Origin of the sequence: Xenorhabdus sp. IM139775, from assembly GCF_028598745.1 — a bacterium.
In the GTDB taxonomy this organism is placed as follows: Bacteria; Pseudomonadota; Gammaproteobacteria; order Enterobacterales; family Enterobacteriaceae; genus Xenorhabdus.
The window spans coordinates 1-23,428 of record NZ_JAQRFK010000053.1; the positions used below are offsets into that span (position 1 = coordinate 1).

Annotated in this window: 35 protein-coding genes; 4 read left to right on the plus strand and 31 right to left on the minus strand. The window is 52.2% G+C overall.

From position 1 onward, the window contains the following. From PSI17_RS11880 to PSI17_RS12030, 31 genes are all read right to left on the minus strand, one after another. The coding region (locus tag PSI17_RS11880) for a phage tail sheath subtilisin-like domain-containing protein (RefSeq protein WP_273552161.1) at positions 1–1,031 on the minus strand (1,031 nt) is incomplete at its 3' end. Further along, a complete protein-coding gene (locus PSI17_RS11885) occupies positions 1,031–1,207 on the minus strand; it encodes a DUF2635 domain-containing protein (protein WP_273552162.1) in 177 nt (58 codons plus the stop codon). The genes PSI17_RS11885 and PSI17_RS11880, both read right to left, overlap by 1 nt. Beyond that, positions 1,204–1,746: a DUF1834 family protein gene (locus PSI17_RS11890; protein ID WP_273552163.1), complete on the minus strand. Its 543-nt coding sequence runs from the start codon at positions 1,744–1,746 to the stop codon at positions 1,204–1,206. Before PSI17_RS11890 ends, PSI17_RS11885 begins: the two co-directional genes overlap by 4 nt. Then, positions 1,746–2,198: a gp436 family protein gene (locus PSI17_RS11895; RefSeq protein ID WP_273552164.1), complete on the minus strand. Its 453-nt coding sequence runs from the start codon at positions 2,196–2,198 to the stop codon at positions 1,746–1,748. The genes PSI17_RS11890 and PSI17_RS11895 overlap by 1 nt, the downstream gene beginning before the upstream one ends. Beyond that, complete coding sequence (locus tag PSI17_RS11900; protein ID WP_273552165.1) at positions 2,195–2,503, minus strand: HI1506-related protein; 309 nt, start codon at positions 2,501–2,503, stop codon at positions 2,195–2,197. The genes PSI17_RS11895 and PSI17_RS11900 overlap by 4 nt, the downstream gene beginning before the upstream one ends. Positions 2,504–2,561: 58 nt before the next feature. Further along, positions 2,562–3,485: a Mu-like prophage major head subunit gpT family protein gene (locus tag PSI17_RS11905; protein WP_273552166.1), complete on the minus strand. Its 924-nt coding sequence runs from the start codon at positions 3,483–3,485 to the stop codon at positions 2,562–2,564. Beyond that, positions 3,485–4,702: a phage protease gene (locus PSI17_RS11910; protein WP_273552167.1), complete on the minus strand. Its 1,218-nt coding sequence runs from the start codon at positions 4,700–4,702 to the stop codon at positions 3,485–3,487. Before PSI17_RS11910 ends, PSI17_RS11905 begins: the two co-directional genes overlap by 1 nt. 166 nt (positions 4,703–4,868) lie before the next feature. Continuing rightward, on the minus strand, positions 4,869–5,339 hold the full coding sequence (locus PSI17_RS11915) for a phage virion morphogenesis protein (protein ID WP_273552168.1): 471 nt from the start codon (positions 5,337–5,339) through the stop codon (positions 4,869–4,871). Next, positions 5,336–6,628 (minus strand): phage head morphogenesis protein, encoded by a 1,293-nt coding sequence (locus PSI17_RS11920; protein ID WP_273552169.1) that lies wholly within the window; start codon positions 6,626–6,628, stop codon positions 5,336–5,338. Before PSI17_RS11920 ends, PSI17_RS11915 begins: the two co-directional genes overlap by 4 nt. Beyond that, positions 6,612–8,189, minus strand: coding sequence for a DUF935 domain-containing protein (locus PSI17_RS11925; RefSeq protein ID WP_273552170.1), 1,578 nt, complete (start codon positions 8,187–8,189; stop codon positions 6,612–6,614). Before PSI17_RS11925 ends, PSI17_RS11920 begins: the two co-directional genes overlap by 17 nt. Next, entirely contained in the window at positions 8,180–9,727 is a 1,548-nt protein-coding gene (locus tag PSI17_RS11930; protein ID WP_273552171.1) for a terminase large subunit domain-containing protein, read from the minus strand. Before PSI17_RS11930 ends, PSI17_RS11925 begins: the two co-directional genes overlap by 10 nt. Continuing rightward, positions 9,727–10,299: a DUF3486 family protein gene (locus tag PSI17_RS11935; protein ID WP_273552172.1), complete on the minus strand. Its 573-nt coding sequence runs from the start codon at positions 10,297–10,299 to the stop codon at positions 9,727–9,729. Before PSI17_RS11935 ends, PSI17_RS11930 begins: the two co-directional genes overlap by 1 nt. A gap of 2 nt (positions 10,300–10,301) precedes the next feature. Beyond that, positions 10,302–10,589 carry a VpaChn25_0724 family phage protein gene (locus tag PSI17_RS11940; RefSeq protein WP_273552195.1) on the minus strand — a complete coding sequence of 96 codons (288 nt, stop codon included), beginning with the start codon at positions 10,587–10,589 and terminating at the stop codon, positions 10,302–10,304. Positions 10,590–10,597: 8 nt separating this feature from the next. Further along, positions 10,598–10,900 (minus strand): DUF2730 family protein, encoded by a 303-nt coding sequence (locus PSI17_RS11945; protein ID WP_273552173.1) that lies wholly within the window; start codon positions 10,898–10,900, stop codon positions 10,598–10,600. Next, the gene (locus PSI17_RS11950; protein ID WP_273552174.1) at positions 10,884–11,105 is read right to left on the minus strand and encodes a TraR/DksA C4-type zinc finger protein; all 222 of its coding nucleotides are present in this window, start codon (positions 11,103–11,105) and stop codon (positions 10,884–10,886) included. The genes PSI17_RS11945 and PSI17_RS11950 overlap by 17 nt, the downstream gene beginning before the upstream one ends. Next, positions 11,102–11,701: a hypothetical protein gene (locus PSI17_RS11955; protein WP_273552175.1), complete on the minus strand. Its 600-nt coding sequence runs from the start codon at positions 11,699–11,701 to the stop codon at positions 11,102–11,104. The genes PSI17_RS11950 and PSI17_RS11955 overlap by 4 nt, the downstream gene beginning before the upstream one ends. Beyond that, entirely contained in the window at positions 11,701–11,925 is a 225-nt protein-coding gene (locus tag PSI17_RS11960; RefSeq protein WP_273552176.1) for a hypothetical protein, read from the minus strand. The genes PSI17_RS11955 and PSI17_RS11960 overlap by 1 nt, the downstream gene beginning before the upstream one ends. After that, the gene (locus PSI17_RS11965; protein ID WP_273552177.1) at positions 11,909–12,169 is read right to left on the minus strand and encodes a hypothetical protein; all 261 of its coding nucleotides are present in this window, start codon (positions 12,167–12,169) and stop codon (positions 11,909–11,911) included. Before PSI17_RS11965 ends, PSI17_RS11960 begins: the two co-directional genes overlap by 17 nt. Next, on the minus strand, positions 12,169–12,681 hold the full coding sequence (locus tag PSI17_RS11970; protein WP_273552178.1) for a glycoside hydrolase family 108 protein: 513 nt from the start codon (positions 12,679–12,681) through the stop codon (positions 12,169–12,171). Before PSI17_RS11970 ends, PSI17_RS11965 begins: the two co-directional genes overlap by 1 nt. Positions 12,682–12,780: 99 nt before the next feature. Then, positions 12,781–13,206 (minus strand): Mor transcription activator family protein, encoded by a 426-nt coding sequence (locus tag PSI17_RS11975; RefSeq protein ID WP_273552179.1) that lies wholly within the window; start codon positions 13,204–13,206, stop codon positions 12,781–12,783. Between the two features lie 12 nt (positions 13,207–13,218). Beyond that, entirely contained in the window at positions 13,219–13,539 is a 321-nt protein-coding gene (locus PSI17_RS11980; RefSeq protein ID WP_273552180.1) for a hypothetical protein, read from the minus strand. Further along, complete coding sequence (locus PSI17_RS11985) at positions 13,540–14,046, minus strand: hypothetical protein (RefSeq protein WP_273552181.1); 507 nt, start codon at positions 14,044–14,046, stop codon at positions 13,540–13,542. Beyond that, complete coding sequence (locus PSI17_RS11990) at positions 14,043–14,582, minus strand: gp16 family protein (protein ID WP_273552182.1); 540 nt, start codon at positions 14,580–14,582, stop codon at positions 14,043–14,045. The genes PSI17_RS11985 and PSI17_RS11990 overlap by 4 nt, the downstream gene beginning before the upstream one ends. After that, on the minus strand, positions 14,575–15,021 hold the full coding sequence (locus tag PSI17_RS11995; RefSeq protein ID WP_273552183.1) for a hypothetical protein: 447 nt from the start codon (positions 15,019–15,021) through the stop codon (positions 14,575–14,577). The genes PSI17_RS11990 and PSI17_RS11995 overlap by 8 nt, the downstream gene beginning before the upstream one ends. Next, complete coding sequence (locus tag PSI17_RS12000; protein ID WP_273552184.1) at positions 15,011–15,283, minus strand: hypothetical protein; 273 nt, start codon at positions 15,281–15,283, stop codon at positions 15,011–15,013. The genes PSI17_RS11995 and PSI17_RS12000 overlap by 11 nt, the downstream gene beginning before the upstream one ends. A 154-nt stretch (positions 15,284–15,437) precedes the next feature. Continuing rightward, on the minus strand, positions 15,438–15,653 hold the full coding sequence (locus PSI17_RS12005; protein ID WP_273552185.1) for a DUF3164 family protein: 216 nt from the start codon (positions 15,651–15,653) through the stop codon (positions 15,438–15,440). Further along, positions 15,643–15,846 carry a hypothetical protein gene (locus tag PSI17_RS12010; RefSeq protein WP_273552186.1) on the minus strand — a complete coding sequence of 68 codons (204 nt, stop codon included), beginning with the start codon at positions 15,844–15,846 and terminating at the stop codon, positions 15,643–15,645. The genes PSI17_RS12005 and PSI17_RS12010 overlap by 11 nt, the downstream gene beginning before the upstream one ends. Positions 15,847–15,858: 12 nt before the next feature. Then, positions 15,859–16,113: a hypothetical protein gene (locus PSI17_RS12015; protein ID WP_273552187.1), complete on the minus strand. Its 255-nt coding sequence runs from the start codon at positions 16,111–16,113 to the stop codon at positions 15,859–15,861. Then, on the minus strand, positions 16,110–17,063 hold the full coding sequence (locus tag PSI17_RS12020) for an AAA family ATPase (RefSeq protein WP_273552188.1): 954 nt from the start codon (positions 17,061–17,063) through the stop codon (positions 16,110–16,112). The genes PSI17_RS12015 and PSI17_RS12020 overlap by 4 nt, the downstream gene beginning before the upstream one ends. Before the next feature lie 11 nt (positions 17,064–17,074). After that, positions 17,075–19,054, minus strand: a complete 1,980-nt coding sequence (locus tag PSI17_RS12025) for a transposase domain-containing protein (RefSeq protein ID WP_273552189.1) — start codon at positions 19,052–19,054, stop codon at positions 17,075–17,077. A gap of 19 nt (positions 19,055–19,073) precedes the next feature. Continuing rightward, positions 19,074–19,301 carry a helix-turn-helix domain-containing protein gene (locus tag PSI17_RS12030; RefSeq protein ID WP_273552190.1) on the minus strand — a complete coding sequence of 76 codons (228 nt, stop codon included), beginning with the start codon at positions 19,299–19,301 and terminating at the stop codon, positions 19,074–19,076. 170 nt (positions 19,302–19,471) lie between these two features. Between PSI17_RS12030 and PSI17_RS12035 the strand changes: the two genes are divergently transcribed. The 4 genes from PSI17_RS12035 to PSI17_RS12050 all read left to right on the plus strand — a co-directional run. Further along, a complete protein-coding gene (locus PSI17_RS12035; protein WP_273552191.1) occupies positions 19,472–20,092 on the plus strand; it encodes a helix-turn-helix domain-containing protein in 621 nt (206 codons plus the stop codon). A 328-nt stretch (positions 20,093–20,420) separates the two neighbouring features. Further along, positions 20,421–21,830 carry a phospholipase effector Tle1 domain-containing protein gene (locus tag PSI17_RS12040; protein WP_337927212.1) on the plus strand — a complete coding sequence of 470 codons (1,410 nt, stop codon included), beginning with the start codon at positions 20,421–20,423 and terminating at the stop codon, positions 21,828–21,830. Positions 21,831–21,937: 107 nt separating this feature from the next. Next, complete coding sequence (locus tag PSI17_RS12045; protein ID WP_273552193.1) at positions 21,938–22,552, plus strand: DUF2931 family protein; 615 nt, start codon at positions 21,938–21,940, stop codon at positions 22,550–22,552. Positions 22,553–22,952: 400 nt separating this feature from the next. Then, a partial coding sequence (locus PSI17_RS12050) for a helix-turn-helix domain-containing protein (RefSeq protein WP_273552194.1) occupies positions 22,953–23,428 on the plus strand: 476 nt, incomplete at its 3' end.

The window sequence follows — 23,428 nt, forward strand, 5'->3', positions numbered from 1 at the left end:
AACAACAGGTTGCGTTCATTCAGTGCCCAACGGTCACCCCGTGCGGGCGGCAGAATGCCCGGCAACTGGAGGGTTTGCAGGGGACGCGCCGGATCAATGCCCAGTGACCCGACGGCCACCCCGGCCAGCGTCGCGGCCCAAATGTGCGGTGGCTGGGGTGAAATACCCGTGGCCAGGGTGGAAAACAGATAATCATTGCGGGACGTGCCAAAGGTGGAGGTTTGCGCCAGGGTACCGCGTTTCGCCATCCAGCACAGGCCGTCAATCATTTTCAATGGCCCCCAGCGGTGCTTCAGTTCATCACGCAACAGGTTCAGGTTCAGCGTGTCCGTAAACGGATTGACAACGTAATTCCACCAGGTATCACCAAAGGCCGTGATAGCCGCCGTCAAATCAGGATTGCCCGTCGCCCCGCCCAACGGGGTGATGCCCACATTGATCCCCACGGGCAGCATCTCGCCGTCGTAGTAGTTCACCCGGACATCAATATCATTGCCTGTTGCCCCTGACCATTTGGCAGTTAACAGCACCGTGTCGGACTGGCTGTCACTGCTGGCGGTCACAGGCAGATTGGCATTGGCGTTGATGGCATCACGCACTTTTCCCGCCATCGCGGCCGCATTATCCCCGGCCTGGACCGTCACACGTACTGACCTGCCTGCCACCATCAGGGCAATCTGGCCAGTCTGGGCGACATTGCCAAGGAGCTGGAGCTTACCCACCGCGTTCACCCCGTTGGTATCATCATCAATGGCCAGCCCCCACAGGTCGGCAAACGCATTGCCACGAATAAAGGCCGCCGCCATTTCCGCCAGCATCGAGCCACGCCCGAAGGCCGCTTCCGCTGCACTGACAGAGGTAATCCGAAAAGGTTGCCCGGCAGGCACCTGACCGGACGCGGTGCGCAAGCCCAGCAACAAGGTTTTATGCAAGGTGGGTGGTGTACCGGTGACTGCGGCCGAATTATCAAATTCGATATAGCACAGCGGCACACGGATATTGGACGGGATATCATTAAATGAGAGCGCCATTATTGTGCTCCTTTCTTCAGTTTAAGGGGGACAACTTCTTTCACGTCACCGTCTTTCAGGCGGCGCAACCAATAGGCCGTGCGGGGTTTGGGTTCCCCGTCATCAGACAGTGGCTGGTACGTTTCGGGGTCACGGACAATCAGCCCGTTCACCGGTTTCAGATGCAGTTCAGTCATGGTTTATCCTGCGTGGGTAAATGGATCAGCGCTGCCTGTTCCGGGGTGCCGTCAGGTTGCGCCCATTGCTGATAGTGGGTGGCATAGTCGTCCAGTCCGCTGGGGTCAACCGGATCAGGCAGCGGTTGCGGGGCATCAAAATAGAGACCGTAGACCGCTACCCCGGCCTGACTTTGCGTATCACTCCATAAATTGGCGACCTGCGTCAGCGTGAACGTACCCGCAGGGGCTATCCTCCGGTTATTCAGCCAGCCTGTCAGCCGTTCGACGATTTGGTAAATACCCGGCACATCGGTTTGTCGGCCGTTCAGAACCTTGGCGCTGACGAAAATGCCCCAACTGGAAATCGCCGTATTGCGGATCTCCCCCTGACGGCTGCCGAGCCAGGCGACATAGACGGCGGGGGCCGTGTTGATAATCAGCTTGACCGCGGAGTCACTCCACTGGCCCGGATGGGTCTCTATCCGGCGCAGGGTATTGCCAAACACGGTCTTGATGCCCGCTATCAGGCTGTCTGAAATATCACTGGTGATGGCCATCAGATAAACCCCCGTGATTTTTGACGGCCCCAGACACTGCCGCTGCTGGTGATGATGGCAACGTCCCCGCTGGCCGGGCGCTCTGCCTCTTTGCTCAACCCCAGACTGACATCACCCGCCGCCACCTTTTCCAGTAACCGGATCGCGTCTTCCTGATCTTTGGTCGCTTTTTCGGTGGCGGCACCTTCTTCCAGCGCAAAGCGGGCCAGCACACAGGCAATTCTGACCAGCACCACCGGCACGGTTTTCAACGGCAGCGTGGCGCGGCCATCGATATACCCGTCAATCGTGGCCGTGGCATCCGCCAGAGCTATCTGGATCAAGCGCTCACGGGCATGTTTCAGTGCGTCGGGTGACAAGCTGTGAAAATCATCAATCTTGCTGTCTGTCAGGGTGTAGAGCGCATCGTGGCTATAACGGGCGTACATGTCGCTCAGTGTGGCGTAGCTCATTTGTTGCCTCGTTTAGCCTGATTTGGCGGTGATCCGTCGTTTACCGTATCCTCAGTGTCTTGATTATCCAGCCTCCCTTCTGGGTCATCATCAGGATCTGCCGCGATAACCGTAACAGACAGACGGGGGTCGGCCTCCAGCGCCTGAAGTTCTGCCGACGTAACGGGCGGCAGGGTGTTTTCCCCCTGTTGCAAAACCAATCCCGCACGCCGGTAACCCGTATGCGCGGTATTGACAACACTGACGCCCACCATTTCAACGACGTGAGTCGAGTCCAGTAACGCCGTATTCGTTTCATCAGACATAACATTTCAACTCCTGTTAAAGCGGATTTAAACGGGGCGTAAACCCCGTTTAAAAGTCTTAAAGGTAATCGCCGACAACCAGTTCCAGGCGGCCTTTCATTTCGTTGCTGACCGTGCCGCCCTGACTGTCGATGGTCAGTTCGCGTTCCAGCAGTTGGGTTGCCAGCTTCTCCATTGAGGGTGGCACCACCAGATGAGTCGGACGCACCGCCAGCGGACGTCCGCCGTCAGCTTTAAAACCGCGCATGGCAGAAATGACTGACCAGACGTTATCGGCGGTTAAATTGGCGTTGGCGGCATAGGCCAGTTGCCAGAACGAGTAACCCGCGTCGCAGCGAGTATCGACCCCGTAGCGGATTTGCTTGCGCATAAAGTTCTGCTCGTCATCCACCTTATCCATTGCCACCATTTCCGGTGCCTTACGTTGCTGAAAAATCACCGGCTTAATGGCACGGGAGCAGTCGAGCACAAACCACGGCTGCCCCTTGTAGCCCTCTTCCAGCAGAATGTTACTGACGTGCCGGGCATCGCCTGTGCCATCTGCTGACGGATAAACCGGATGGTCAGCATCAAAAAAATTCTGCGTGTCGTAACAGAGGGTTTTGAAACCATTACTCAGTGCACTGAAACACAACTCATCCGGCTGGACACCTGCCGCGCGGCCCATCTCAGTAAACAGCGGGGCATAAATCCCGACGTTGTCATCCTCGATATCATCGCGATCAACGCCGACGGTGCTTTCAAACGGGCGGTTAATCAGTTGGTAACCGTGCGCCTGCATGTCATTGATCACGCGGTCACCAATCCATTCCCGCATACCGGGGAATTTACCCAACCAACCGTAGGTATTGGATTTGGTGGTACTGGGCACCACGGTGGCAATTTTTTCGTACTGGCTGGGTGCCTCTTCCAGACCGTTCTGAAAGTCGCCACTCCAGCCCGTAAATAACGATTTGATTAACGCAGGGGTCACAATAGCCATTATTTTTTGGCTCCTTTCTGTTTACGTTTCAGGAATTCCGCATCCGTCAGCCCTTGCAGGCGGGCCGCTTCTTTGTCGGCCGCAGACAGCACGGCCAGACGTTTACCCGGCTGACGGTATTTTGGGGTCTGGCGGCTGGTCAGGGCTGAGATACCACGGCGGCCGGAGATCGCGGCATTGAGCGCGGCAATGCCATGCTGACGGGCCACGGCTTTCAGGTAAGGAATTTCGGCCGTGACAACATGCCCGGTACGGCGGGCGGCTGCGATGATGCTGTCGGCGCTGCCGCTGCTGGCACGGGCATTCAGTACCGCCGCCTGACGGGCCAACAGGTGGTAAGCACGCGCCGGCACAAATTTTGTCAGGTCAACCCCGTTCAGGGCAGCTTCTTCCAGAATTTGTTCGGCTTCGGTCAAATCTGCGGCATTCTCATCAATCAGCGTGGTGACTTCCGTGGAGAGCGTTTCCACTTCCGGCGTGGTTTCAATCACCTCTTGCGTATCCAGGGCAACCTGCGCGCTGGCTTTCAGGGTCTCCAGTGCGGCCAGTGCCTGCGTCAGCAAATCGCTTAAGGCGTCGTCGGTCAGTTCGGTGGCATCTTCAGGCAGTTCAATGCCCAACTGCTCCAGCAACTGAAGTAGCATTTCATTCATGGCGATGTCCTCTGTAGTAGGGGATGGAAAAATCAGGGTGTCCAGTTGCGCACTCAGCGCCGCCATAGACTGCATACCCGTCAGGCCGGGGTCATTGGTCAATGCGCCCAGCCGCAGATAGAGTGGGCGGCCGGACTCGTCATAGGGAAAGACGGCGGACAGGTATGCCCATTCGTTGGCATCCACGGCCGCCTGCGCTGCCGGGGTCAGTGACAGCCGGACAAATAGCCCAACGCCCTCGCGCCATTGCATATCGTTGCGCGGGTCACGCAGCCAGCCCGCCGCCCGCGCCTCAGCACACGCGGCCGCGTCGCTGTCTTGTTTCAGCGTCACATGGTTGTAGTCAAACAGCACGGGCTGACCGATGGCCGCCGTTGCCGCAATAAATTGCTCAGCAATCGCGGCATCGATAAACCACTGGCCGCCGGGTACATCGTCCGGGCGACCATCACGGGCACTGAAATGCCCGGCAGGCAGCAGTTGATACCAGCCATCGGTGCTGTCTGAGATCGCCGCACTTAAAATGGCAACACGGTTTTTTGGGGTTGGGATTCGGGTTTTCATGCCCCCATTGTGAACGCGGGTGGCAGGCAGGCGGGTTTGTGGTAAATCACACCTTTACCGGGCAGGAAAAATCAGAGGTAGGAGACACACGACACTATAGCGCGTTTAAAACCCGTTTAAAAATGTCAGGATACGTTTAAACGGGTTAAAGGTGAAGTCTCCCCTGTCAACGGGGCTGTAAGGCTTCTGCGTGTTTCTGGTTAATGATATCCACGATGTCAGCAATCCCCTGCGCAGACAGCCCCATATAGGGACGGGCAGGCACGGCGGCGGGGCCGGGTGGCATGGTCGGCAAACCACCCCATTGATGGATCGCGGCGTAGACCTTATTTGAACCAATCGCGGCACTCGTTGCGTTATAGGACGTAGACAGCGACAGCGCCAGTCCGCCCTGAGTGCGTTGCAGCATGGGACCATTATGGCCACGGGCAGCCAACTTCGCCTGATAGCGGGGCGTCAGCGGTGACCACGGCTGCCCGGTGACCGGGTCAGCCTGATTGGCAAACGCCTCTTCCGACTCACTGGCCAGTACTGCGGCCACGGCGCGGGTAATGGGGGTGGTATCCATCCCCAGTTGCACGACGCGCTGAAACGCCTGCTGAATAGCCTGATCATCAAACTGAAAATCCAGTCTCATAATTGCCCCTCCAGTAATTCATAACGCCCATTTTGTAACCCCGTGCGTAAGACCGACGGCGGGATCGCATTGACCTGAACCGCATGGCCTGTCAGGTTTTCCATTGAGCCAGCCTGGACAGGCACCGTGACCACTGTCCGGCCTGCCTCGCGTTCAGCCGCACTGATATACAATAACTGCTGGCTGGCCTTGTCCAGCATCACGGCCGCAGGCTGGCCAACAAGAGCCGGCAGTGACTGGTATTCCGCCATCGCCAGCCCGGATTTCAGGGTGGTTTCATTGACGGTCAACAAACGAGGGGCCGACTGGCCTAACCGCTGTTCAATGGCCAATGCGATGCCATCAGTGACAAACCCCAGCGATTGCAGGCTGTTGCCTGTCTGGCGGTTCGTCATCACCTGCCCGACCCATTGGGCAAAGGCATTTTGCCGGACAGGGGCATTATTCAGGGACTGGATAACCTGCTGGCGCAGTTCGCGGTTTTGCATCTCCAGTAATTTTCGTGCCAAACTGACATCGGCCCCCATTGCCAGTTGCCCGGCATTGTTTGACCAGCCCGCGCCCGTGGTCATTTTCTGGCTGCCGCGCCGGAAGGTCGTTGTTTCAGACTGGTAAATTTCACCTGTCCGCTTATCCACGCCCGTCTCGACCATCTGACTGCTGACCGCACCTGTGCTGGATTCCACCGTTAACCCCATGCGCTTGACTTGGGCGACGGTCAGTGCCCGTATCCGGCAACGACAGCCCCAGTCATTGGGCGGATAGAGTTTATCCCAGATGGGATCGTCATAGCGAAAGACCCGCCCATGCATCGCGGCATGGCTCTGCCGGGTGCGGTTGTCCATGATAGCGATGTACTGCCAGTAGGGATGTGTATCGGCACTGGCGAGTTGCTGCTGATAGCGTCCGGCCTGATAGGCCGTCGCCACATTGGTGCGGTAAATCGTCGCCAACCGTGATGGGCTGCCCAGTTGCACCTGTTCAGCATTGCCGTCACTGTCAACAATCACCTGTTTTCCCCACCAACCCTGCTCTTGTAGCCGAGGGGTCAGGGTGTTAATAAACTCGCGTTCGGTGATACCTGCGCTATTTGCCTTATCCACTTGCTCCCGTAATGTGGTCAAAATGTCCAGCCGGGCCGCTTTGGCGACGGTAAACGCGCGTGCATGTGTCGCCGCATTCGCGTCCTGCCAGTTCCAGGTGATCTCATAGCCTTTGGCACGGAAATAATCGACCGCCAGTTTAGGTTCAAGTTTAGCGGCGTAACCTAAATCAATGGCTTGCGGCATTCAATCGTCCCCACAGTTCGGCAACAAACATCGCCCGGTGTAACATATCGGCCAGTTGACCATCATCCATGCCGGAATAAAGTTCGGCCGCGGTTTGCTGTGCGGCCGCATAGCCGCCGGTTTCCAGCGCCTGAATCAACGGCGTGAGCAACGGATCAACCGCCGATTGCCATTCCTGCCCGGTGACGGCTCCCGGCATGGTATTGACAGAGACCGCGCCCGTATCTGCCGACAAGACCGCGTCAGGCCGGGCACTTAACATGGCGGAAGAAAAGTCCGGTGTCGCGGGTGGCGCAGATTTCAGGCAGTCTTCATCATCGGCGGCCATCGGAATTTGCAACTTGTCATGCGCCCACTGTACCGGAATTTTCATCCCCATGCTGACCAGTTGCGGCAGTGCGCCGGCGTAGGCGGTCACGTCTTCCGGTTCAGACAAGTCAAACTCAAACACCGGCTTACGGCGCTGATTATCAAAAGACTGACAATTCAGGGCATATAAAGGAAAGACCAGATCACGGGTAAGTGTGGACGCCAACTGGGTGGCATCGCTGTTGCGTACCTCAAACCGGACCTCATTATGCACATTGCCCAGCGCGTTGGTACTGGTCGCGCCGTCGGCCTGACTGGTCAGCGTGCCGCCCAAAATGGCCTTTGACATGCTAAGTTCGGCCCACGACATCATGCCCATAAACGGATCGGCGGTGCCGTCGGCAGCATTCTTGAAATCAATCATCATGGAGCGGGGAATAATGCCGCCAGCATTATGGCCAATAGACATGACGGCATTCAGCAAGGTACGTTTTTCATTATCTGTGGCACCAGCAGGGTATTGCCCGACCCGGATGGGCAGCCCGTAAATTTCCAGAAATTCCGCCAGATCACGCACCGAATAGTTTTTAAAAATAAACGGCCAGACCAACGTTCTGATAAGTCCGCTACGCGCCAGATAGCCTGATTTGGACTTGGCCACATGCTGTATCCAGCCGAACGGTTGCAGTTCTGCCCCGTCGGCCGTGCCATCCCGCAAGCGCAATTCGTTACGCTCACCGTGTGGCGTTTGGAACCACGCCGGGTCGCGCCATTCCACCGAACGCGGAATAATCAGGTCACCCACGGTTTCCCATTCGATTTCCTGACATGAAAACCCCTTCAGAATGGCATCTGTGGCATCAAAGACACAATTTGGCACCCAGTCTGCATCCCGTAAAATTTCGGTCAGCAGTTCCGCATCGTGGATCTCTTCCCGGCTGGCGTTCGACGGGGGCGTGATTTTCCAGTCCAGCGACTGGAGGGCACGGCGACGCTTGCCCAGCTCCGACTGCAAGTGCGCGTCACGCTCTTCCATGTCTTCCGCCAGTTCGCATTGTGACAGTAATTGCCCGCGTTCAGCATCAATCAGGATCTCCGCCGCACGGGACGGCGTCAGGCCACTGACCGGATGATCACCATAATAGCGATGGAGTTGCGCGATACGGGATTCTTCATCTGTTTGCCTGTCGGATTTAAACCAGAAACGACGCCCCACGGCATCGACCAGTCGGTTGAGTATTTTCACCAGCACCCCCGTTCAAAATTCGGTAAATCATCGTCATTGGCTGCATGTTTATCCGGCAGCGGAATAAATTCAATCAGTTGGCCGTCCATATAGGTGGCACGGGTAAACATCAGGTAGGCGCCTGCGCTGTCGCCGTGGCGCTTTTTACCGTCCGCGCCTTTGCGGCGGTTCTTGTCAATCTTCGGCACACCACGGATATTCTGCATCTGACGCTGGTCAGCAATGATGTCCTCATCTTTCGGGATGGAAATATCATTAGACTCATACAGGGCTTTGTATTTCGGTGACCACTCACGATAAAAATTATCGGTAATGTGAATGGCATCAACCATATCCTCGCCATAACGAAGCAATAGCGCTTCCCCCAAATAACCGCCGTTCCCGGTGGCATCAACCGCAACCCCGACCAAACGAGGTAAGGCATCAATCACGGCCAGCGCAATTTGGCGCTGTTGGTTGTAAGGCACATCGTGCATCTCAGTCGTCAGCTTCAGTACGCGACGGGTGTCTTGCTCGACACTGCCCACACCGATAACCGACAAGTCACCGTTACGCGCAAAGTCCTGCCCATACGCATGGCGCGTATCAGGATCAAACTGGTTAATGATGGGATAGAGTTCTTCCGCAATAAAAGTATCAACAGTGCTCACACGCTCGTCTTCTGTCCATGTCATGTGGCATTTAGGCATACTGAAACGAACAACAAGGCAATTTTCATCAGTGGCACGGTCAATCAACACACGCGGAATATACGCACCTGAACCCTGTTTAGGGACACAATAATATTCTTCTAACGCATCATCTTCAGTTGCGGTGTCTTTTAACAGATTGGCCTTCCACTCATCCTCTTTGGCTGGTGACCATGCTTGGCGTCGAACCTGACAAATACGACGATATAACCCATCATCACAAGCGTCATCTAAGGTAATAGTATGGATAGAGAAGCGCTTGCGTCCGGCGCGGGAGTCCTGGATCAATTCATTAAACAGGTTCTCATTGCCGTTATGGGTCGAAATGATACGGACGTTTGCCCCCCACATGGTAAGCGCCAGTGCCGCTTTAAGCACTTCCGCCAATCGCTCATGGAACGCGGCTTCATCAATGGTCACGTTCCCCTGCATACCACGCAAGTTCTTGGGGTTACTGGACAGGGCCTGCACCTTAAACCCGCTGCTAAAATAAATAACAAAGGTGAGAATATCCTTATCTTCATCGGCAAACACTTCCTCGCCCACTTCGCCCGCGGCCAGCCCATACGCTTTGGCCCACATGGAGGCGGCGTCAATAAATTCCCGTGCCATCTCTTTATTGGAACCAATATAGAAATGGTTGGTGCCGCTGGCTTCACGCGACAGCGCCGCAGTCAGTGAGGCATCGGCGGCTTCCGCCCAGGTCAGCCCGGTTCGGCGGGATTTTTCAGCAATCTTGAGTACCGAATCATCGGCTACCCAGCGCCGCTGATAACCCAGTAAGACCGCGTTCGGATCAAACGTCGCGTCATTGACGGCATTGATAATAAATTCGGTGGCCGGATTTTGTTGCATCAGGCGATCCCCAGTATCTGACGGCGGATATCGGCCGCCGCGTCGGCCGTCAGTCCGGCCTGTTTGACGATTTTTTCAGCCTCAGCCGCCGCTTCCGCCGCAAACGCCGCGCGAATTTCTTTTTCGCGTTTGGTGCTGGTCATGGCCGCCTGTTCAATACGGGCAGCCACCAGTGCCAGTTGGGACAAGGCCTTGGGTTCAACGACGTCTTCACTTTCCGCCAGCTTCATACTGGTTTCAAAGGCCAGTGACTTAACGAACTCCTGGAGTAACTTGCCGACGTCTGACGTGGGCGCAGAGCCAAGTCGGGATACCCAGACATCGGCAATCTCACGCCCTTCACGAATGCGGGCACCGAGCGTTTCCATACGGGATGCATAACGGTTCAGGCCCGTGCGGGAGATTTTGAGGTCATCCGGTAAGCCAGCATTATCAATCAGGTCATTGATGGCGGCGCGGATATCGGCTTGTGTATGACGTTTGTCACGCAGCAACTGATGCAGTTCGTCACGGATGGATACGGGCAGCAGATCAATTTTTGAGGGGCGGCCACGTGTTTTTTTATCAGTCATAATTACCCCCGTGGGCGCGGACGTTTGACACCGGGCACCTGACTGCGGCCGTCGGCGACATCAGCCCCGCGCCCGGTCAAGGTAGCGACCAGACAACCTGCAACATTGTTAATGGCGCAAATCCCTTGCTCCTCCAACCAGAACAGGTGCGAGCGCACCACATCACGGCTGATACGGTGGCCGTAGGCATCCAGGCAGGTTTGTAACACCGATTCATTGGCATCACCGCCACATTCGGTCAGCGAACGCAGCAGCACCAGCCGCTGGTCAGCATTTAAGATTTCACGCATGGCTGACATCAGCTTTTTTCCTTGAGTTCGTTTTGTAATAACAAGTCACTCAGATTACGTAATTGACGTAATTCCGGTAACACGGCACTGAGGTCACCCCGCAATTGGGCGATTTCCAGTTGCAGGGTATGCAGTTCCTGCCGGTTGGGTAACGTGGACAGTGAGGTTTCCAGCCGCCCCACCTGCATCTTGAGCACGTCCACCTCATCCCGTTTGGCATAGGTTTTACTGAGCAGCACCAGAATGACGTTAAATGCCGTCGTGGCGGCTGCCCAGACCATCGCCCAGTTTTCTCTAAGTACGTCCAGCATATTTCTCCCTAAGTTCAATATGTTCCTGACACCCGATGCACCGCTCAAAGGCCGGATTAATCGCCAGCCGGGCGGGGTCAATGGCGTCACCACAATCACGGCAAACGCCATTCCCGGCCTGTGCCGTGCGCTGAAAATGGGCGGCCAGCGCCTGTTCACGATGCCATTGTTCCAGCGCACACGCCTTATCTATCAACCGGCTCATGGTGTCGTTCCTGTTGCTGCGCCGCCCAAACCTGGATGGCCCGCAGCTTGTGGGCCAGTTCCTGACTCCACTGGCCGTACTGGCTGGCATGGGCCAGCAGGGCAGCGGGTGTCCCTGACCGAGGCGGCGCGGGTTTGGGCGGCAGTTGAAGCAGGGAGGATGGTATTACCGGACAGGCCGACACGATCAACGGTGGCGTGACTGTAACCGAGGGCCTGTTGGTAGAGCTGCAACCCGTCAGGGCCAATACCGTTATAACCAGCCCCATCGCGGGCCAGTGCCGCAGGTATCTGGTTTTCAATGCGTTTTGCCGCCTGAGATAATCCGGTGAGGGCGGCATACAGTTTGTTGGAGAGGTCTGCATTTTTTTGTAGCTGCTCCTGCTGTTCGATGACCAGCCGCTTGAGGGCAGCGGCATTCAATTCAGCATAGGCTTTTTGTGACTGGTAGAATGTCAGCTCTACGGCCTGACGGTTTTGGATCTCAGTATCGACAGCGGCCTGCATGGAATGGGTCACCCACCACGCGGCCATTCCCCCGCCCAGTGAGGCACCCAGAATGGCCGTGAGGCCATAACGCACGATCACGTGAGTCATCAGCACTCCTTATCCCGTTTGATGGCCGCCTGTTTTGACGCCTGATTCTGGGTCACCCATGCCGCCAGATAGCCGACAAACAACCATTCGGAAAGCTGGCCTGACAATGCAGACCACAACAAAACCAGGGTACTCGCTACCCAGGCACCAAACAAAGTCGTGTCAGACGTTGAAAAACGACCTGTGGCAGGATTGGTAATCAATTGCTTAAGCATGGCGAGCATGACAGGCCCCCAGCGCTTTAGCCAGCCGGATATCCTGCGCACTGACTGATGACCAGCCTTTGCGAAATAGCGACTGGTACGTCGCGTTATGACTGTACAGCGGCACCGCCTTGATATCGTTTCCGGCCAGTCCCTGCTGTAAACAGCGCTCGCACCCGCTTTGGTAGATGTTGTAATAGCGCTGGTTGCGCAGTTCTGGGATTTGCTTTTGCAGCAGCGGTTCAGGAATGGGATGTGGCAGCATTACACTACCTCCAACGCAGCCTGGACGAGGTGATCCAGGCGGTTGAACCAGCCATTTAAAAACCGCTGTTGCAGGGGATTGCGGGCGATAATCTGGGCATAGTAGCGGGCACGCTGATTGGTGAACCGGTGCAGCAGGTAATCCAGTGCCGTGGCGGCAATGGCGTCGAGGGTTTTCACGCCCAGAATTCCGTCATCACGCACGGCAACCGCGCGTTGCAATAGCCGGATGGCAGACACCACCCCATGCTGAACGGCACTGTCAAACAACACCAGTGAAAGACCGGCAGGGATGCGTTCGCAGCCTGCCACCTGCCAGAAATCCCGATAGTAGATCGCGGTCGCGTCGTCTTGGGTTAACGCCCGGATATCCAGATGGGGATAACTGCGTTTGCTGATGCCGTACTGGGTTTCACCGCCACGGTCATGCAGATCATTGACATACCCGCCTTCAATCGGCAGCAGGTAATTAATCGCATGGAGAAACGCAACGCTGTAAGAACTGTGGGTCATGATGGCTACCTGTCAATAATGGGTAGTTCATCATCGGTGTTAGGGGGAAGATGTTGGGTTTGTGGGGTATCAAACAAAACCCGCCGCAGCGGGTTTCTGTCAATCGAACAGTCCAGGCTGGTAACGTTTACGGTGCAACGCTAACTGTTGCCGCAGTATCGCATAAACGGTCGAGTTGGTCAGGGAATATTTTCGCGCCAGTACATCCACGTTACCGCGGGAACGGCTCCACTCACTGAATAACTGGTTATCACGCAATGCCGCTTTCAGGGTTTCACCGGTGGGCAGATAAACCGCCCGACCGCCATAGTAATGCGCCAACGAGCTGACCAGCTTACTGGCCGACAACCGGGCGGCGGGTTCATCGTAGCCCTGCCGTTGGAGTTCGGTACTGAACAAGGCTACCATATCGGCCAGTAACTGGGGCCAGCGTGCCCGTAACTCCGCCTCTGGGATACTATCCAACTGATCTAATAGCTGTCCTAATTCGTCATGACGTTCGGCAAAGAGGGGTAGATTTCTCATATTATCAAGCCATTAATAATTAAAATTGTAATACCAGATTATGAACCCACTCAGTATTGACATGACTAAGATGCCAATGCTCTTATCACTGTTAGCGGGTTGTTCTTTCGCTATTTCCAGCAATGCCTTCCGTCGAATCAGGTATAAAGGAAGGAAGATAATTAATAACAATAAGGTCAACGTTCCCCACCAGACGGGCGAGTGCCCGCGGAGTCGATTTAGCTCATCACGATAGGTTCCAATGCGATGATGGTAGGCATCAAAATAGACCCAGAACGCCGCCGCAATCGGTATCAATGTAAAGAAAAAACTACTCAACAATTCACTATCCATTTAACCCCCTGCTGGTTTTTCTAACCACTCTTTGCCTCCGGGTAGTGTAGTCAAATCAACACCATATTGCTGCATTTGTTGAAAATAGGCATCACGGGTATCTGATCCCGACACCTGCTTCTGTTCCCTAGCACTGATATTGCTGCTCTGGGCAAACTGCTGCGCTGAGGACTGGTAAACCGTTTTCAGATAGTTGTGGTTGGATAACGGCTTGTTATCCCCCTGTAGCCGCTTCTCCCGGATGCGTTCAACCGTTTCACTGAGCGCATGAGCCAATACCCGGTTAGCGGAATACAGTGCCAGCACTTCTTCTGCCAGTTTCAATGCCCGGCTGTTGGACAGGTTATTTTTACCCCGGCGAAACAGCCCGATATATGCCACCAAATGGCGGGCGCAACCACTGGGTAAGTCGGTTAATTTCGCCAGTAACTGACGGGCAGCCTCATCTTCAAACACCGCATCCAGATGAAAATCAGAATGACAAACCGGGCAACGGCCGATCCTCATAGCCCTATCTCCCTACTGTACGCTTCACACACCGCATCATAGCCGCGCCGTTCGGGCAGGCGCTGGCCCCGTTGGATCATGGCATCCAGCATCATACGGATATGCCACTGTTTCAGCGATTCCAGCACCTGAGACGCCAGCGACGCATCCAGCCAGCCGACCTCAACCACGCCCGCGCCACCATTGGTTTTAGCGGTTTGGCGTTGGACAAATTGATTGAGCGCGGTTTCAGCGCCGTCACTGATAAATTTATGTTGGTGCATGGTGATCCAGATGGCACGGATTTTGCCGATTTCCGCTACACGCGGCTGGCCGTTTAAATGGGGTTTAACCCGCTGTTTATTGCGATTTATACGCCGTTTAAAGCCACGGGCAACAAAGGCGCTATAGGCAACCTTAAGTTCGGTATAGGTCATCTCACGGCAGGAGGATTTGCCTGTCGCGAGCAGCAGGGCCGAACGGTACGTGGCATCATCCAATTGCAGTTTGCCTTTGGCTATATGGATAAGGCGGATCAATTGTTGGAATTTAGGCATGCTCACCTCCAGCCAAAATCAATGCCTGATCAGCCAGCCACTCTAATCCCTCGATTTTTTTATACTGACGTATCAGTGCCGCTGAATTGGGGAAAAAAGGCGCCAGGTACGTGATGGTTTTATACATATCGGGCATATGCTGTTTGACATATCGTTTCCCGCATTGCTTTTCTGCGTCCGCAATACGGGATTTTGAATACAGTGCCTGAGTACGTGAGCGCCAAAACAATTTGGTTAACGGGTTATAGTGTTCTGATTTTTCATTACTCCAGGCAGCGCTGATTTTGTTATCGAAATACACAACCAGATGGGTTCTGCTCTCTGACACCTTTTCACGATAAATACTGATAACCGTGTCCTGGTATTTAAATTGAACGCTGCAAAACAGGCTCTGTAACTCCGCCGCGATTTTTGCCCACTGGGATTTATCAATGCTCATGGCAGCCTTCCTTATGCGTTTCACACTTGCACTCACCCAATAGCGCACGAGTAATATCATTGGGGATGGATTCTAAGGTCAGAACATCAATATCAAACCAATCCTGCTCGCCATCCTCACACGCAATCAGCGCCCGATTTTCATTGAGTTCAATGACCGTTCCCGTTTCTGCTGAAAAACCAATCTGACCATTACCCATCTTCTGAACGGGAAATAACGATTTAGGTAGTGGTTTATCACATACTGCACAATAATTTTTCATTTGTGTTCCTTGAATTTTGGCGTAAGCCTGCCCCGGCGGGTTTACGCCAATTAATAAAAGTATTTAATTTTTAGTGTGTTACATTACGCTGGTGTTAAATGTTCAGTTCGAACTAAATACGGTTCGGTACTGATCTCAACTACCGTCATGTTGGTTAGATCCCGTGCCCGTTCAATGGTTCTGACTGCCTGTGAGTTTTCAGCTCGTCCAACGCATCAGTGACCTTGACGGACAGTTTCACGATTTCGCCCACCAGATTGTCGCGCTCTTGGTCAATCTCTTTGATGATATCGACAGGCGTCAGAATCCCCTTGGCATCAACCCAGTAACCTTCCGGTGCGTTTTGTGTAGTAAATTGTTTAGTGGACATATTTATTAACCTCTTGATGAACCACAATGTCATGGCTCTCTTTTAATGAATGTTGAATAACCCCGATAATGTCGTAAGCGGCCTGACGTTCTTTAGTTGTATATGACCCGTTGTCGCCACCTGCCAGATACTCATAACTGAGATCGCCATCACCGTTACCTTCCATAATGATGATCTGCACTTTGACTGTCATAAATCCCCCTGATTAATGTAATGATTCCGACCAATAAATCTGACAACCGTATTGAGTAAACCAACCCTGCCGACCGTAGCGACCCAGATGCCGGTAACTCGCCTTACCATTCTGAATTAAAGATTCACATTGCATATGGCGGGCAATCTGAATCCGTGGCGCACTGTCACGTATCATGATGCTGATCACCGTAAAGCCTGCCTGTTTCAACGCGGATATCGCCAGCTCCGCCCTGTTGAACGCCGTGGTTAACGCCCTATCATTCATAGTGTTGTCCCCTCCAAATCCGTGACGGCTGCCCGGATGTGCTTCTCACTTAATGACTCATTGGCACCGCTGGCAAACATGGCCGCTAACCGCAGGGTGTGTGAAACCGTGCGCAGTGCCCCCGGACGTTCTGCCAACTGATGAACCAGCGCGCGTTCCTGCTGCCCCAATCCCCACGCGGCTGAAATCGCCTGCACATCGTCTTTCTTGGTTTTCAGGATGGCGACCTTCTTGGCGATACGGCTAAACAGCCGGGCAAAGTCCACATTACGGGAATTGCCCCCGGTCAGTTTGGAATACACCTGATGATTGCCCACCAGTGCCAGACCAATGCCCGTGTCCTCCTGCAAAATCCGCAGCTCTTCCAGCACGGGATAATCCAGGTGATCGGCCTCATCAATGATGAGCAAGCCGGACGTCCCGCGCAGCTTGCGGCGGACAGACCGCCCCAACTGACCTGCACGGCGGGGCGCATCACCAATCCCCAATTCCAGAGCCAGTTCATACAGGCATTCGCTCAGGCTGGCACGGGAAGGCGAAACCGTAATCATCCAGACATTGGGGCGGTCACTGGCAAACTGTTGCAACGATTTGGTTTTACCCACGCCAGGGCTGCCGTAAATCACACTGATGCACTGGGCTATCTGGGCATATTGCAGGGCGCTCCAAATCTGCCGGACGGTTTTGGTCTGGACAAAATCAGGTGCAGCGGGCATCTCCGTTGTACGGCGTGTGCGGTTTTCCAGCCAAATCGTTAGCTTACTGGCAACGTTATCGTTATCACCACGGTAACTTTCGTTCATAAACTGGGACAGCGCCGTACCGGAAAGGCCGCTTTCACGGGCGATATTGCTGTAGGTCATCCCGTCATTTTCAACCACGGTTCTGATAGCGGCACGGATATCCGCCTGTGCTGTTTGCGCCTGTGTCAATTCAATAATGTTGCTCATGATGCTTCCCCCTAAATCGTGTTCTTCTGCCGTTGTTCGTCTAACTGGGCAACGGCATTCTCAAAGGCATAGTCGTAGTCGTTGTCTGTCTCAGCGTGCATATCAACCATTTCACGGCGGACGGTGTTACCTGCGGGTCGGTAAATCTCAACAACGCGGGTTTCCGGTGGTTCAGGTGCAACGGTTTCCGGCATCAACTCCGCGACCTCCAGTGCCGTCATGCGGTGCTGCGCTGTCGTCGCCTCTTTGGTGCGTTTAACAAACCGCGCCCGGTTGCGATGATGTTCACGGGCGGCCTGAGTATCACCAAAACCTGATTTTTCAATACACTGGGCAGCACAAATAAAACGGCCATCCAGCGTGTAACACAGTACCGAGTCATGCAGGGATTGCGGATCAAACCGGATGACCACTTTATTGGGTTTGATGCCCAGCAACTGTTCGTGGTAGTAACGGTTCTTGCGTGCCGCAATCTTGCCACCCGCGTTCAGGGTAAAGGTGCCATTGTTAACCGTGACTGACTCAGCCGGTAACAACAACAGGTGGCGCTGTTCTGCCGTTGCCTTACGGATGGCACTGGCCTGATAGCTCTGCTCAAAGGCGGCATCGAAAGACAATATTCCCTGACACGCTTCGGTATCCCGCTTCGGCTGCCGGTTCCAGAAGGCGATCCCCTCCGCCAGTACCTGTAAAAAGGTATCGACATTAACAACCCGGTCACCATAATTATCCGGTTTGGACATAGGGTTAGGGCCTGTGTACGCCCCCGCCAATGCCGGATGGCGGTCAACCACTTCCCCCAGTCCTCCGTGGGAAAAGGCTCGTTCAACCGGCTTGGCCTGACCATGACCGCGGCCAAACAAAACGCTGGTCCAGTGCAGCTTAATCCCCAGCAGGGGAATGATGCCCTTCGGATCATCTTCCTTCACCTTGAACCGATAGCGGTTCGGCACACCACCCGTCATCCACTTGTTGGCGGCGGCACGGGTGTTATCAATGGTGACGTGTTTGGGAATGCCGTATTGTTCCACCACATCCGCCAATGCCAGGCGAATACTGTCACTGTTTTCAGAGACATCAGTACGCCAGCCTAAAATCTTGCGGGTGCGGATATCCTGCCAGACCCACGTTTTCGGGCGAATGATTTCACCATTAAACCAGCGGACAAACACGTTATGCTGATAGCCGTCACCATTGATCCACTCCATCGCATCCAGATCCAGTACGGTACGTTCCTGAGCGGGATACAATCGCATCAGGGCGTGTTCTCCCTCGCGCAGTAACACCACCTGTTCAGCAGGCACGTCACGCTCCAGCTTGCGGCGCAGGGATGAAAGACTGGGTATCGCCCAACCGTGCGCCGCCGCCGCTTCTGTCAGGCGGGCATAGCAGGTACGTAATGCTGGCTGCTCAGGGCGCAGGTAATCGGCCAGAAAGAAATCCCAGGCTGCCGCAGTGCACTCCGCTTCTTTCTTGCGGCGTGCTGACAGGCTATGCCCGTGTTGGCTGACCAGTGCGGCCAGCCAGTCCGAACGGTCAAACGGCTTCGCCTGATAGTACCAACGCCGTATCGAAGCTGGCGCTATCGACAGCGCGTCCCCGACAGAATCAAACGCGGTCAATGTATCAATGCCACTGTCCAGCAATTCCGCCACGGCAATGATCGCCGCACAACGCTCGCGTGCTTTTCCACGCTGTGGGTCGCTGGCGTTGTTCCAGCCCTGCCAAAGCAACTCACGGGAGTAGCTTTCGGTCTGGCGTTTTTTAATCTCAATCGGATTGCCTGCAACTTCTATCACCGCGAGTTTTTTCAGTACCGCTGCCCGGGCGACAGGCGGCAGGCAGTTAACAGGGTATTCAAAAGATTTTGAACCTGAGCGCTTGCGTCGATGTTCTCCCGCGAGCTTATCCAGATTCGCACGAATGTTGTGCTGCATTGTGGGTAAACCTGGCAGGCCAATACATTCTTTAGCAGTAATCCAAATATCCATGTTCCCCCCCTTACAGTTTCTATTGTTTTGAATAACGGCTGGGCCAGATAACCGCAGGTTCAACCCCAATAGCCTGAGCAATAATTTTTTCCCCTTTAGGCCAAGGCCTGACTAACGCATTCCGTAACGTATCGGCCGCCAGACCTGCCGCTACCGATAATGTACGTAAGTTTGTGCCACGTTTTTCTAATGCCGCGCGAATATCTGCGCGGTGCCAATCTGCCAGAACTTGCGAGCTTAAGGTCATCTATGCCATCCTGTAATTATCTGTTCCGATAATTTGCTACGATAATCCCTAATGATTATCGGTATGGATATAAATATATCGTCAAATAATCCGAATGTAAAGTGAATGATCGGATTTTTTGACTAATTAATTTACATAAGCTTTACCTTTAATTTTTTGGTAATAAAACAATGAGTTACAATAAAAGTGAATCTATAGTAAGGAAAAAACCGATTCGGATTATTAGTGAGGAGCAAATAAACCGATTTGGGGAACGTCTAAGAATGGCAATGAATGGCATGTCCAATAACGCGTTTGCAAAGCAATGCGGTTGGTCAGAGAAGGTCATACGTAACTATTTAAACGGGGATACCTATCCGTCCCTTGATAGGTTGGCTGTTATAGCTAATGTAAGCGGCTGCTCTATTGGCTGGCTAGCGTCTGGAGAAAATGACGAGGATTCGGATTTTATGACTAACGAAAGTCCGGAAGTTACAAATCCATCTCATGCTACTCCTGAGCAACAACAGTTATGGAAAGAAATACTAGATAGAATGACACCAACAGAAAGAGAAGCCGTTCTTGATAAAGTTTTTAGGCAAGGAATTAATACACTGTTAAACACAACTCAGGAGAATGAACTAAGCTCACCCCAGTCTGAAGAACAGTCTATATCTAACCATGCTCTACTCGTCGCTCGCATGTACGATTCATTGACTGATGAACAGCGCCAGAGATTTTTGGAATCTATCGGAGAAGAAGAGCAAAAGGATACTGACCGCCATTTAAGCGGCAAGAACAAAGCCAGCTAATGGGCTGCCCAGCCCATTAGTTAAAATGGATTTAAAGATTATTTAAACGGAAGATTGTGTACGCCCTACATTTACCAAAATAAGTGAACCAAAAACATCTAACGCAAAATTTTTCTCATTTTGGTAAGTCTGCACGAGAAGCTGAAACCGTTCTATAAGACACATCCCAACTCGGTGAATTGATTGAAATTGTTCCCGCGAAATCCCGTTTAATTTCGCCAATTCCCTATTTATCTTTTTTCTCATTCTTTGTGGTTCATAACAGCAGGTGATTGAAAGTGGCATTAATTTGACGATTGGCGTCTTTTTTGATGGAACGGGGAACAATGTGGATAATACCAACGAACGTCTCTGTGCCATAACAGAGGATGGGTTTCCTTCAGAACAGCTTAATGATCCTAACTGCTCATTCAGCAAATATGGAGCACCCGGTGATGTCTGGCGGCTAAGTTACGATAATTATTACACTAATGTGGTTTTCTTATACAAAATTTATAGGGCAAATGAAATTAGTGAAGGAAATCATCAAATTAAAGTATATGTTGATGGGGTTGGCACTCAGGCAGGTGAATCTGATAGTGTCGTTGGATATGGAACAGGAAGAGGAGATACGGGTGTTGTCACTAAAACGGATATTGGAATACAAAAAATAAAAAGTGAACTTACGGAATTTTTGAAAGAAACAAAGGATAATATCCGATCACTACAGTTCGATATTATTGGCTTTAGTCGAGGGGCTGCATCATCCCGCCATTTTGCTAACCGTGTGTTGAAACAAGATGATGATTTATTAAAGGTACTTAATGAGTGTTTTGCTGATCATCGTTATCTGGAAAAATCAACCAACCCTACAGGCAAGACTCGTTTTTTAGGTATTTATGACACCGTTACTGCAATTGCTGAAATGAACAATCTGCTCAACCCTCATAATTCTTCTGTGACTGGACCTGCTAATATATTTTTATCTCCTGATATTGCAAAAAGTGTTTTCCATATTACAGCGCAGAATGAATGCCGTTATAATTTCTCCTTAAACAGTGTAAAACCTCACTGGCCTGAACTTGAGCTGCCCGGTGCACATGCGGATGTTGGCGGCGGATATGAGCCTGTGAGTGATGAAAATTTATGTATCACCCGACCGAAAATAATGCAAGTATCAGGGGTTGGAGTACCTCCAGATAGTCATCTTCATGTTTATAAAAATGCTCAAAAAGAGTTGGTTCAGTTAAAAAAATCCCCGACCATTGGTTCATTAATCACAGATGAAAATACCAGGCTCATCACATGGCGCGATGACAGTTCAGAATATTCCAAGCGATCGGGTTCAACCAATGTAACGGCGGCGGCCGTTCTTACTCGTACCATCAAAAATGATTGGTCCAAAACAGGTATACTGGTCATGCAAGATGCTGCCCAAGAAGCGGGATTGGTTTTTAATAAGCCAAGCGATAAAGATAGTAATTATCAACTTCCGGCGGAGCTTCAGGCTATAACAGAAAAAGCGATTGCTCAGGGGAGAGCTATCAGGCAGGGGCAGAAACCTGAGCCTTTTACTCAGGAAGAACTGACATTGATATGGTCTAAATATAGTCACTTTTCAGCAAATTGGAACAATACGAAAACAAAAGGTAATAGCATCCAAGGTGATGTTCTTCCAGCAGAAATTGCGTATGCGAATCGTCCTAATAGTGATTGGCGTAGAACTATTTTTGATAATAATGGCAAGGATATTTCATAGTGAGAAACAACAATACATTAGTTTTGTTACTTTGCTCAGGCATGATATTTGGGTTAACTGCCTGTCAGTCGTATCCGTCAGTGTCCTATTCATCAGGAAAGCGGGTAGTGACTTATAAACCCATTGTGCGCAATAGCGATCCGCTACCTTATAAGAAGTGGAGATTTCAAATTCTTACCCCAGAATATTTCCCAGCCAGTATTAGTTTTGTTCAGTTTCAGGACGAGGATAATTATATTGTCCAAAAATTTATGAATGATGGAACTGATCCAGACTATAGAAGTGTGAATTCATGGAGTAAGAAGTTAGGAGGGGGGGCTAGTGGGATTAATAACCATGGTGAAGCGCTACCTAAGCGGATAATGGTTTGTTGGGATTCGGTCATTGATAAAAAAACCTACCAAACAGTGTTTGAGTTCACATCAGAGGTAAGGCAATTGATGCGCGAGCCTGCTTTCTATCCTGGCTATGAGAAACAGCCACCAGACTATCGAGAGCGAATTTTTATTGGTCTGGCTCCTGCTGGAACTGCACGCGCTTGGTTGCGGGGTATCGATAAAAACAACGGCGATAATATCTTAGTGTCCACAGGTGAATCGGTTTTTGGTGATAACATGACGATTTGTCGGGATAAAACAAACCATCCTGATGGTTATGGTGAATATTCCGAGCGTATCAAAAACTTTATCAAAGGGAAAAAATACCCTTACGGAGAGTGGTAAAGCGGTCACTTTGAGTTTTTCGCTTGTCTTCTCCGTGTTATCGGGCTAATAGATTAACCCGATAACACGGAGATCTGAAAAAATACCTGCCAGAAAAGAGGTTAGTTCCTCATTTTCAGCAAACTGGAACAATGCGAAAAAAAAAGATAATAAAATGCAAGGGGATATTTTTCCGGCTGAAATTGCTTATGCGAATCGTCCTAATAGTGATTGGCGTAGAACTATTTTTGATAATAATGGCAAGGATATTTCATAATGAGAAACAAAAAAAAGTAGCTTTGTTACTTTGCTCAGGTGTATTAGTTCAGACCAGATCTGACACTTCGATTTGAAAAGAAAAGAGTTACCGACTTTGATTAAAGGTGATGAATTCATAACCAAAGACTAAGAGGTAACTCTCATGCTTTATACTAGCAATCCCATCATCAAACACAAGGCGGGTCTGCTTAATCTCGCTGAAGAACTCAATAATGTCTCAAGAGCGTGTAAAGTGATGGGCGTATCCAGAGATACGTTTTATCGTTATCAGGAACTTGTTGAAACGGGCGGGATTGACGCGTTAATCAACCAAAGCAGAAAAGCCCCTAATCTCAAAAACCGGATGGATGAGGAGACAGAACGCGCCGTTGTCAACTCTGCCATCGAATTCCCGGCATATGGGCAGGCCAGAACGAGTAATGAGCTCAGAAAGGCAGGCATCTTCGTGTCTGCCAGTGGCGTCCGTTCTATCTGGCTCAGACACCATCTTGAAAACTTCAAAAAGCGTTTGGCGGCACTTGAAAAGAAAGTGGCTGACGAAGGCATTATCCTGACTGACGAGCAGGTCGCCGCGCTCGAACGTAAGCGGCACGATGACGAAGTCTGTGGCGAAATTGA